Origin of the sequence: Oleiagrimonas sp., assembly GCF_027858935.1 — a bacterium.
Lineage (GTDB): Bacteria > Pseudomonadota > Gammaproteobacteria > Xanthomonadales > Rhodanobacteraceae > Oleiagrimonas.
Genome location: NZ_JAQIBU010000265.1, coordinates 20,999 through 31,492 on the forward strand (window position 1 = coordinate 20,999; position 10,494 = coordinate 31,492).

The 10,494-nt window shown below is 62.1% G+C and carries 10 protein-coding genes; 3 read left to right on the forward strand and 7 right to left on the reverse strand.

From position 1 onward, the window contains the following. Positions 1 to 83 precede the first annotated feature (83 nt). Both PF446_RS09805 and PF446_RS09810 read left to right on the forward strand, forming a co-directional pair. A complete protein-coding gene (locus PF446_RS09805) occupies positions 84 to 371 on the forward strand; it encodes an encapsulin-associated ferritin-like protein (RefSeq protein WP_298071245.1) in 288 nt (95 codons plus the stop codon). Positions 372 to 457: 86 nt separating this feature from the next. After that, entirely contained in the window at positions 458 to 1,150 is a 693-nt protein-coding gene (locus PF446_RS09810) for a 2OG-Fe(II) oxygenase (RefSeq protein ID WP_298071246.1), read from the forward strand. Between the two features lie 43 nt (positions 1,151 to 1,193). Here PF446_RS09810 and dapB read toward each other — a convergent pair whose 3' ends face one another. The 6 genes from dapB to hrcA all read right to left on the reverse strand — a co-directional run bounded on the left by dapB (position 1,194) and on the right by hrcA (position 7,621). After that, the gene (dapB, locus tag PF446_RS09815; RefSeq protein ID WP_298071247.1) at positions 1,194 to 2,009 is read right to left on the reverse strand and encodes a 4-hydroxy-tetrahydrodipicolinate reductase; all 816 of its coding nucleotides are present in this window, start codon (positions 2,007 to 2,009) and stop codon (positions 1,194 to 1,196) included. Between the two features lie 104 nt (positions 2,010 to 2,113). Next, positions 2,114 to 3,247 (reverse strand): molecular chaperone DnaJ, encoded by a 1,134-nt coding sequence (dnaJ, locus tag PF446_RS09820; protein WP_298071248.1) that lies wholly within the window; start codon positions 3,245 to 3,247, stop codon positions 2,114 to 2,116. Next, positions 3,244 to 3,834 carry a TMEM175 family protein gene (locus PF446_RS09825; protein ID WP_298071249.1) on the reverse strand — a complete coding sequence of 197 codons (591 nt, stop codon included), beginning with the start codon at positions 3,832 to 3,834 and terminating at the stop codon, positions 3,244 to 3,246. The genes dnaJ and PF446_RS09825 overlap by 4 nt, the downstream gene beginning before the upstream one ends. 54 nt (positions 3,835 to 3,888) lie before the next feature. Then, entirely contained in the window at positions 3,889 to 5,820 is a 1,932-nt protein-coding gene (gene dnaK / locus PF446_RS09830) for a molecular chaperone DnaK (RefSeq protein ID WP_298071250.1), read from the reverse strand. A 104-nt stretch (positions 5,821 to 5,924) separates the two neighbouring features. Then, positions 5,925 to 6,479, reverse strand: a complete 555-nt coding sequence (gene grpE, locus PF446_RS09835) for a nucleotide exchange factor GrpE (protein WP_298071255.1) — start codon at positions 6,477 to 6,479, stop codon at positions 5,925 to 5,927. An 83-nt stretch (positions 6,480 to 6,562) separates the two neighbouring features. After that, the gene (gene hrcA, locus PF446_RS09840; protein WP_298071251.1) at positions 6,563 to 7,621 is read right to left on the reverse strand and encodes a heat-inducible transcriptional repressor HrcA; all 1,059 of its coding nucleotides are present in this window, start codon (positions 7,619 to 7,621) and stop codon (positions 6,563 to 6,565) included. Between the two features lie 236 nt (positions 7,622 to 7,857). On the opposite strand from hrcA, the gene recN reads away from it, so the two are divergent. Continuing rightward, the gene (gene recN, locus PF446_RS09845) at positions 7,858 to 9,528 is read left to right on the forward strand and encodes a DNA repair protein RecN (protein ID WP_298071252.1); all 1,671 of its coding nucleotides are present in this window, start codon (positions 7,858 to 7,860) and stop codon (positions 9,526 to 9,528) included. Between the two features lie 273 nt (positions 9,529 to 9,801). On the opposite strand, the gene PF446_RS09850 is transcribed toward recN, so the two are convergent. Beyond that, the coding region (locus PF446_RS09850) for a tRNA threonylcarbamoyladenosine dehydratase (protein ID WP_298071253.1) at positions 9,802 to 10,494 on the reverse strand (693 nt) is incomplete at its 5' end.

A 10,494-nucleotide genomic window follows, 5' to 3' on the forward strand; every position in this document is an offset into this window, starting at 1 on the left:
GCCGGGGGTGGTCATGCGCAAGACAGGCGTTAGACTTGCAGGCATGCCCTTGCGGGCTCACCCAGCCACCCAGAGGAGGCCACATGGCCAGTAACCAGTATCACGAACCCATCGACGAATTGAACGACGATGTCCGCGACATGCATCGCGCCATTGTCTCGCTGATGGAGGAACTTGAAGCGGTGGACTGGTACAACCAGCGCGCGACCGCCTGCAAGGATCCCGAACTGAAGGGTATCCTCGAGCACAACCGCGACGAGGAAAAGGAGCATGCGGCCATGGTCCTGGAATGGATCCGGCGCAAGGACCCGCACTTCTCGGGCCAGATGAAGGAATATCTGTTTACGCAGAAGACGCTCACCCACGATTGATGAGGTGCGGCTATGGCATGCCTGCGCATGCCATTTGTCCGTATGCCCCATACAATGGGGCCCCAAGTTCGCCGCTGGCCCGACCCATGCCTGCAACCTTGATCGACCCCGCACGACTGGACCATCCCGGTACCCTGGTTCGCCGGGAGCCGTTTTCGTTCATGATCGCGCACGGGCAGTTGCCCGGTGAAGCCAGTGGCGAACTCGAAACCGATTTCCCGCACTACGGGGAAGCCGGATTCTTTCCCTGGGATCCCGCCGATTGCGGGCCCTCGGTCAATGCCGTGATCGAAAACCTGACCACGCCCGAGATTGCCAGCGCCATCGGCAGCCGTCTGGGCATCGAGAACCTGGGCAGTTACCCCACGCTGGTGACCCTTTGCCGGCATCTCAACAAGCGCCACGGCACCATCCACACCGACAGCACATCCAAGATCGCCACCGCCCTGCTCTACCTCAATGCGCAATGGCCGGACAACAGCGGTGGATGCCTTCGGTTTCTGGAAAGGGTAGACGACATCGACAGCTTGATCGTGCCGGAGCTCAAGCCCCTGTACGGCGAATTTGCGGTTTTTCGGCGCGCCGAGAACTCATTCCACGGGCACTTGCCCTACGAGGGAGAGCGACGGGTGATCCAGGTGGCCTGGCTGGTCAGCGAGGAAGCCAAGCGCCGCAAGACCCGGCGTGGACGCTTTTCGCGTGCGTTCAAGAAGCTGTTCGGCAGGCTGGACAAGAAAATCGGCGCCGGTCGCGACCGCAACGCTTCGCATCGCGATTGAGGCCAACCCTGGTTGCAGGCGGAATGCTGCGCCCTTTGCAGCGTCAGGAGTCCGGCTTCAAACGTCCCTCGAGCATGTCTGACATGCCGTACATGCCGGGAGACTGCGAGGCAATCCAGACCGTGGCTTCAAGCGCACCGCGCGCAAAGATGCCGCGGTCAGTGGCGCGATGGGTCAGCTCCAGGCGTTCTCCCGTTCCGGCCAGCATGATGGTGTGTTCGCCGACGATGTCGCCACCGCGAATGACGGAAAACCCGATCTCGCCCTTGCCCCGTGCCCCGGGGTGTCCCTGTCGGGCATAGCTTGCGCATGTCTGCAACGCAGTGCCCCGCGCAGTGGCTGCGGTCTCGCCCAGCGCCAGCGCGGTGCCCGAGGGGGCGTCCTCCTTGCGTCCATGATGGGCCTCGATGATCTCCAGGTCCCATTCGGGAAGGGCCCTTGCCGAATCACGGACCAGGCGTTGCAGGACAGCCATGCCGAGACTGAAATTGGCGGCCTGAAGGATCGCGATCCGTTGTGAAGCCTGTTCCAGCCGTTTACCCAGGTCTGCGTCATAGCCCGTGGTACCGACCACGAGGGCGACCCCGGATTCAACGCAGTACTCCAGGGCTGCTTGCAGTCCCTTGGGGGTGCTGAAATCCACCACCACGTCGAGCTGCGTGGCATCGTTCCAGCCGGCATTGAAACTCAGGCTTCCCGTGGTCGCGGGTTGCTGCACCGGCTTCCCTACCAGGTCTGATGCGGCATCGATGACGGCGCGGGCCACTCGCAGGCGGCGATCACCGCGGCAGCGCGCCAGGAGCGCGCTGCCCATGCGGCCGGAGGCACCGCTGATGGCAAGACGTACAGGCTGATTCATGGTGGCCCTGCAGCTTTAGGCTGTGGAAACCGGTCATCGTAACGCTTCACTGGCCATACGCAAGCATGGGCGTAGCGTGGCTGCATGGGATGCTGCGGCGGGCCTCAGGAGGTCACGCGGGACCAGAACTGCTTGACGCCATCCATCCAGTTGCGTTCCCTGGGGGAATGCTCGGCAGCCTTCTTGCCCTGGAAGGTTTCATCGAAGGCTTCCAGCAGCTCGCGTTGCCGGGCCGTCAGGTGCACGGGAGTTTCCACGGCCACCTGGCAGATCAGATCGCCGACACGTCCGCCACGGGGTGATTTCACACCGCGACCGCGCAGGCGGAAGGTCTGGCCGGTCTGGGTTTCCGGCGGGAGATTGATCTCGACTTCCTCCTCCAGGGTGGGCACCTTGAGCGTGGCGCCCAATGCCGCCTGGGTGAAGCGGATCGGTACTTCGCAATGCAGGTCGTTGCCTTCGCGGCGAAAGATGCTGTGCTCGCGCACGCGGACTTCCACGTACAGGTCCCCTGGCTGGCCACCTGCGGGGGCGGCTTCGCCCTGTCCCCCGAGACGCACGCGATCGCCCGTATCCACACCCGCGGGAATGCGCACAGAGAGCGTACGGGAATCCTGGAAACGGCCCTCGCCATGGCAGGTGCGACAGGGATTCTTGATCGAACGACCGGTACCGCCGCAGTGCGGGCACGCCTGCTGGATCGAGAAGATGCCGTTCTGCATGCGCACCTGGCCATGGCCGCCGCAGGTCTCGCAGGTGTCGAGCTTGCCATCTTCCGAGCCGCTGCCCTTGCAGTCGTCACACGCGACCAGTGTTGGCACTTGAATCTGTTTTTCGAGGCCGAACACGGCTTCTTCCAGGTCCATCTCCAGGATGTAACGCAGGTCGGAACCCCGCTGTGGACCTCGCCGTCCGGCGCCGCCCATGCCGAAGATGTCGCCGAAGATGTCGCCGAAGATGTCGCCCATGCCGCCAAAACCGCCGGCACCGGCTCCACCGCCGCCCATGCCGCCCTCGAAGGCAGCATGCCCATACTGGTCGTACATGTTGCGCTTGTTGCTGTCGGACAGGACTTCGTAAGCCTCCTTGGCCTCCTTGAAGCGCTCCTGGGCTTCAGGGTCGTCCGGACAACGGTCGGGATGGCATTTCATCGCCACGCGGCGGAATGCCTTCTTGATCACGCTCGTGTCGGCGTCACGTTCGACACCCAGGGTTTCGTAATAACAGCGTTTGCTCATGAGTCCGTATCGTTGCGGCCTTCAATGCGTCGGTCAGGTACCAACCACATCGAGGCGACGGTGATGTAAATCAAGCCTGAAATCCAGGAGCTGACGAACGCCATCGGAATGGCGATCAGGTAAAGCAGGAGTGCCAACAGCCCTTTCCAGTCACGGCTGCCGATGATCATGCGCGCCAGTTCGCCCTGCGATCCTCCGTTGGCACTGATCAGGGCGTACTGGAACGGTTGCCAGGCAACCGAGCACATCAGCAGCACGAAGCCGTACATTGCCATGGTGGCCGCGGCGAAGTGATTTTCGCCCATCCAGGCGGTGGCAAGCGGGATCAGCGACAACCAGAACAGCAAATGCAGGTTGGCCCACAGCAACTTGCCATTCACATGCGTTGCGGCGTGCATGAAATGGTGATGGTTGTTCCAGTAGATGCCGATATAGACAAAGCTCAGGATATAACTGAGCACCACCGGAAACAGAGGTGCGAGTGCGGACAGATGATCCCCGTGCGGGACTTTCATCTCCAGCACCATGATGGTGATGATGATGGCCAGCACGCCGTTGCTGAATGCTTCCAGTCGCCCCTTTTTCACGTGTTCCCCTTCGCCAAGCGAGGCCGGGCCTGGTGCCCGGCCTCGCGGCCTGCCTCAGTCTTTCTTGTCTTCGTCCTTGACTTCGGTGAATTCGGCGTCGACCACATCCTCGGGCTGCGCCGAACCGCCACCTGGAGCCTGCTGGCCGGGTGCTTCGGGGCCACCCTGGCCACTCCCCTGGGCGGCTGCGAACAGCGGCTGGGCGACCTGCTCCAGATGGCTGATCCTGGACTCGATGGCACCCTTGTCGTCACCGGACATGGCCTTCTCCAGGTCGGACAACGCGTCCTCGATCCCGCCGATCTGGTCGCCGGCCTTGTCGCCATGATCCTTCAAGGCCGTACGCGTGGAGTGCACCAACTGGTCGGCCTTGTTGCGCGTGGTGACCAGTTCCTGGAACTTCTTGTCGTCCTCGCGGTGCGTCTCGGCATCACTGACCATGCGCTCGACCTCATCTTCGGAGAGCCCCGAGCCGGCCTTGATCTCGACCTTCTGCTCCTTGCCGGTCTTCTTGTCCTTGGCATGGACATGCAGGATGCCGTTGGCGTCGATGTCGAAGCTGACCTCGATCTGCGGAACACCTCGCGGCGCCGGATCGATACCGGCCAGGTCGAAACGGGCCAGAGACTTGTTGTACTGTGCCTGGTCGCGCTCGCCCTGCAATACATGGACGGTCACCGCCGTCTGGTTGTCGTCGGCGGTAGAGAAGATCTGCGATGCCTTGGTCGGGATCGTGGTGTTCTTCTCGATCAGCTTGGTGAACACGCCGCCCATGGTCTCGATCCCCAGGCTCAGCGGGGTCACGTCCAGAAGCAGCACGTCCTTGACGTCGCCACCCAGCACGCCGCCCTGGATCGCCGCGCCCACGGCCACGGCCTCGTCCGGGTTGACGTCCTTGCGCGGCTCCTTGCCGAAGAAGTCCTTGACCGCCTCCTGTACCTTGGGCATCCGGGTCTGGCCACCGACCAGGATCACTTCATTGACGTCGGACACGCGCAGACCCGCGTCGTCCAGAGCCGTGCGGCACGGATCGATGGAGCGCTTGACCAGGTCCTCGACCAGTGCTTCCAGCTTGGCCCGGGTCAGCTTGATGTTCAAATGCTTGGGACCGGAGGCGTCGGCGGTCACGTACGGCAGGTTGACCTCTGTCTGGTGGCTGGAGGACAGCTCGATCTTGGCGCGCTCGGCTGCGTCCTTCAGTCGCTGCAGGGCCAGCGGGTCCTTGCGCAGATCGATGCCCTGGTCCTTTTTGAATTCCTCGACCAGATAATCCATGACGCGTTGATCGAAGTCCTCGCCGCCGAGGAAGGTATCGCCATTGGTGGCCAGTACCTCGAACTGCTTCTCGCCGTCGACTTCCGCGATCTCGATGATCGATACGTCGAAGGTGCCGCCGCCCAGATCGTAGACGGCGATCTTGCGATCGCCACCCTTCTTGTCCATGCCATAGGCCAACGCAGCCGCGGTGGGCTCGTTGATGATGCGCTTGACGTCGAGTCCGGCGATCTTGCCGGCGTCCTTTGTCGCCTGGCGCTGGCTGTCATTGAAATATGCCGGCACCGTGATCACGGCTTCGGTGACTTCCTCGCCCAGATAATCCTCGGCGGTCTTCTTCATCTTCATCAGCACCTTGGCCGACACTTCCGGCGGTGCCATCTTCTTGCCGTCGGAGGTCTTGACCCAGGCATCGCCATTGTCGTGCTCGAAGATCTTGTAGGACACCAGGTCGATGTCCTTCTGGACCTCGGCATCCTTGAACTTGCGGCCGACCAGTCGCTTGACCGCGTAGAAGGTGTTGGCCGGGTTGGTCACCGCCTGGCGCTTGGCCGAGGCGCCCACAAGAACCTCGCCGTCCTTGCTGAATGCAACAATGGATGGTGTGGTGCGATCGCCCTCCGCATTCTCGATGACACGCGTGGACGAGCCTTCCATCACCGCCACGCAGGAGTTGGTGGTGCCGAGGTCGATTCCGATGATCTTGCCCATGGTCGTAGTCTCCAGAAAATTCTTGTGCGGTCGTCGCGACCGCTGATGATTCCTAGGTGGGGCAATTCGCGCCCCGATTCAAGATGAAATGTAGATTCGCGTGATCAGCTTCCGGGTGCCTTGGACACCGCCACCAGCGCAGGACGCAGCAGGCGATCATTGAGGATGTAGCCCTTTTGCATCACGGCGACCACGGTGTCGGGCGCATGCTGATCGGTCTCGATCATGTTCATGGCCTGGTGTTGTTCGGGATCGAATGGCTGATGCAACGGGTCGAGGGTTTTTAGGCCGTTGCTTTCGGTGACTTTCTGCAGTGACTTGAGCGTCAGTTGCATGCCTTCCCGAAGCGGCGCGGCCTCTGAACTTTCGGCTGCCAGACCGTGCTCAAGGCTGTCGCACACGGGCAGCAGGTCCGAGAGCAGGCGTTCGTTGGCAAAGCGCCTGGCCTGCTCGAGTTCGCGCTGCAGACGGCGGCGCTGGTTCTCGATATCGGCCCGTTCGCGAAGCATCGTCTCGCGCAACTCGGCCACATTGCGTTCAGCCTCGGCCAGTTGTGCGGTGAGTTGTTCCAACTCGGCCATCGACTCTTCGTTGCCGTCGTGCTGGTTATGGTCCGGATCTGGCGCCTGTCTTGACGCGTTCGGCTTGGTGTCTTCCATCATGGCTCCAAACAACCCAATGAGCCCCTTTCTTTCCGGGGGCGTTCGTCATGTCAATGCGGAATAAACCGCCCTGGCGGCAGTTATAGGGACGCCGTGACGCGATTCAAGGCGTCACCGAGCAATTCGGCCGTGGCCTGGACCACCGGAATGACACGGTCATAGGCCATGCGAGTGGGGCCAATCACGCCTACCGTGCCCAGTACGCGCCCTTCGGTCCCATACGTGGCGGTGACCACAGAGCAGCCATCCAGGGCCGAGAACCCCGATTCTTCGCCGATGAAAAGACGTACCCCGGGAGCCTTGGCACACACTTCCAGCAACTGCACAAGATCGCGTTTGCGTTGGAAGGTATCGAACAGTTCCCGCAGACGATCCAGGTCGGACAGATCCTGGCAACCCATGAGATTGGTCTGCCCGCTGAGCACCATGTCGATCTCAGGCTGTGGCCTGAAGGATGCCGAAGCCAGTTCCACGGCGGCCTTCAGGCGCCGGTTGAGTTCACTGCTCGTGGCTTCGAGCTCGGCCAGCAGACGCGTGCGGATTTCGTCCAGGCGCATGCCGGTGAACTCGCTGTTGAGATAATTTGCGGCCTTCTCGAGTTCCGAAGGCGCCAACGGTTCGGCCAGCTGCACCACACGGTTCTGCACCTGGTTGTCGGCAAAAACCAGGATCACCAGCACCCGGGCATCGGACAGAGGAACGAAGTCGATGTGTCGCAGGGAAAAATCCGAGTGGCGTGGTACGGTCACCAGACCGACAAAGTGGGTCATGGCCGACAACAGTGAGGACGTGCTGTTGAGCAGGTCCAGGGCGCTGGAAGGGGAATGCGGGAGCTGGTCGCGAAGGTGATCGAGGTCGTCGCCATGCAGCGGACGCAGTTCCAGCAGGCTATCCACGAACAGGCGCAGTCCGCGTGGGGTGGGAATGCGGCCCGCCGAGGTGTGCGGTGAGGACACCAGCCCCGAATCTTCCAGATCCGACATGATGTTGCGGATGGTGGCCGGACTGACGTCCAGCCCGGAAGACCGCGAAAGCGTGCGCGATCCGACCGGCTCGCCGTCAGCCAGATACTGGCCGATCAGGGCGCGCAGAAGGCGTCGCGAACGGGCATCGAGATCCGGACCATTGATGGGGCTCATGGGTACCATCGTGCAGTGAACCTGCCAACTGAATAAGGGTTGCAAGGCACGGTTGCAAGAGCTGATTGCCGATCCGATGAACCGTTCGTGCGTTTCCGGATGCGGTTGTTCAGACCGGCTTGCACAGACGCTTAGCCGTCTTTGCGGATGGATCATGAGCGAAATACCACTTCCCCGTCTGCAGATATGAGACGCGTATCGTTACAATCAACATCGTCATCCACGAGATCGCCTGCATGCTGAGTTCGCTGTACGTGCGCAATTTCGCCGTGGTCGAGGAAGCCGAGATCGGCTTCGGTCCCGGCATGACCGTCGTTACCGGCGAGACCGGCGCGGGCAAATCCCTGCTGGTCGATGCATTGATGCTGCTCTCCGGCACTCGTGCCGACAGTGGCATGGTGCGCGCAGGCTGCGAGCGCGCCGAGCTTTCGGCAGAATTCGATCTTGCGCAACGTGCCGAGGCTCGCGCGTGGCTGGAACGGCAGGAACTGGATGACGAAGGCCATTGCCGGCTGCGCCGCGTGCTGAAGGCCGAGGGCAGTTCGCGCGCATGGATCAATGGCCGTCCCGCCACCCTCAGCCAGCTCTCCGAACTGGCCGCGCTGCTGGTCGAGATCCACGGCCAGCACGAGCACCAGGCGTTGCTCTCGCGCGGCCATCAGCTGGACTTGCTCGATGCATTCGCACAGGCCCGGACGCAGCGCGGGAACGTCGACCAACTGGCACGGACATGGCGCCAGCTGGGCAAACGTATCGCAACCTTGACAGGCGGCGAGGATCGGCAGGACAGGATCGATCTGCTGCGACACGAACTGGACGACCTGCAGCGTTGGGCTCTGCCGGCCGATGACCTGGCCGAACTGGAATCCACGCATCGCCGCCTTGCCAATGCTGGACGCCTGTTGGAAGGCGCCAACGGATTGAGCGAGCTGCTCGATGGCGACAGCGAGTTCGCAGTTCGCCGCGCCCTGGGGCGTGCGCAGTCCGAGCTCACGCGTCTGGCGGAGCTCGATGAACGGCTGCAACCGCTGGCCGGAATGCTTGAAAACGCCGAGATCCAGTTGTCCGAGGCCCTGGATGGCATCAGCCATTACGCCTCCGATCTGGACATGGATCCGGGTCGTTACGCCGAGATCGACGCTCACCTGGCACGACTGCACGAGCTGGGTCGCAGGCATCGCCTGCCGATGGAGCAATTGCAGGAAAAAGCCGACGAACTGGCCGCGTCGCTGCAGCAACTTGAGGGTGCCGGCGAGGCTCTGGATTGCCTGCACTCCGAGCGTTCCGCATGCGAGAAAGACTATGCCAAGGCCGCGGCCACACTGGGCAGCATGCGTCGCAAGGCAGCCAAGGTTCTGGGTCAGCAGGTCACTGCCCTGATGCAGGAGCTGGGCATGCAGGACGGGCGCTTCGAGATCCAGGTCCAGGCGCAAGAGGACACTGAACCGGATGCCCTGGGCGCGGAGCGCTGCGAGTTCCTGGTCAGTGCCAATCCCGGCCAGCCGCCGCGCGCTCTGCGCAAGGTGGCTTCCGGGGGTGAACTGGCGCGCATCAGCCTGGCCATCGAAGTGGCGGCACTGGGGCTGGACGGCGTCGGCAGCATGATCTTCGATGAAGTCGACAGCGGCATCGGCGGCGCGGTGGCCGAGGTGGTCGGGCAGAAGCTGCGTACTCTGGGCGGACACTGCCAGACCCTGTGCGTGACCCATCTACCGCAGGTCGCTGCCCAGGGCCATGCGCACATCCGCGTCAGCAAGCTTAGCGACGGTGAAAGCACCCATACGCGGATCGAGGCCCTGGACGGCGAGGCGCGCAGTCAGGAACTGGCGCGGATGCTCGGTGGGATTGAGATCACGCGCGAGACGCAGGCGCATGCCCGCAAGATGCTGCAGCAGGCTCAGGGCTGAATTGTTAAAACCAACGTCTGCTGAATCCAGTCGACCCTGCTATTGAACTCTACCTGGCCAAAGCCCATCTAATGTTTCGTATCGCCGTGATGGCGACAATAGATGGGCACCGTACAACGGTTCCATCGAGGGATCGGCCACCCTTCCCCTCCCCCAATCAGGCGCCGATCCAACAAGACCCCGGTAGCTCCTCCCCTGGCTACCGGGGCTTTTTTTGCCCATCTCTAGATATTCAACATGAAGAATGTATTCCAACGTACTGTTATTTAAGGATCATGAATTTCTCTTCTGGTTTATTTCAAGCAGGATCTCGAGCACCCGGCTGACGGCAGCGAAAGCAAAAGCTCCGGTGATGTGCGTGGCCGCTCCCAGACCACCACCGCAGTCCAGGCGGAAGCCTTCATCCGTCTTCGGTCGAGTTCCGCCAACGCTGCCGTCACTTTGCGGGTAGCGCACGTTTTCCAGAGAATACACCGCAGGTATGCCGAAGTATCGATCTGGATTCCTAGGAAAACCATAGTCTTGTCGAAGCTTCTTGCGAATCATACTGAGCATTGCATCGTGCTCGGTACGCGAAAGGTCACGCACACGCACCTGGGTCGGGTCCACGCGCCCCCCGGCGGAACCGACCACGACGAGTGGGCATTTGCGCCGCCGGCACCAGGCCGTCATTTCCAGTTTCACGCGGAATGCATCGCAGGCATCCAGGACAAGATCATAATTGCGATCCAGCAGCTCCTCCAGGGTAGAAGGCGTGAGAAATCGTGCAATTGCCTCCACCTTCGCGCCCGGATTGATCGCCAGCACGCGCTCGGCCATGGCGTCGACCTTGGCGCGGCCATATGCGCCCTGCATTGCGGGCAACTGACGATTGGTATTGCTGAGGCAGATCTCATCGGCGTCGATCAGGGTCATGCGGCCCACCCCGCTGCGGGCCAATGCCTCGACTGCCCACGAGCCCACGCC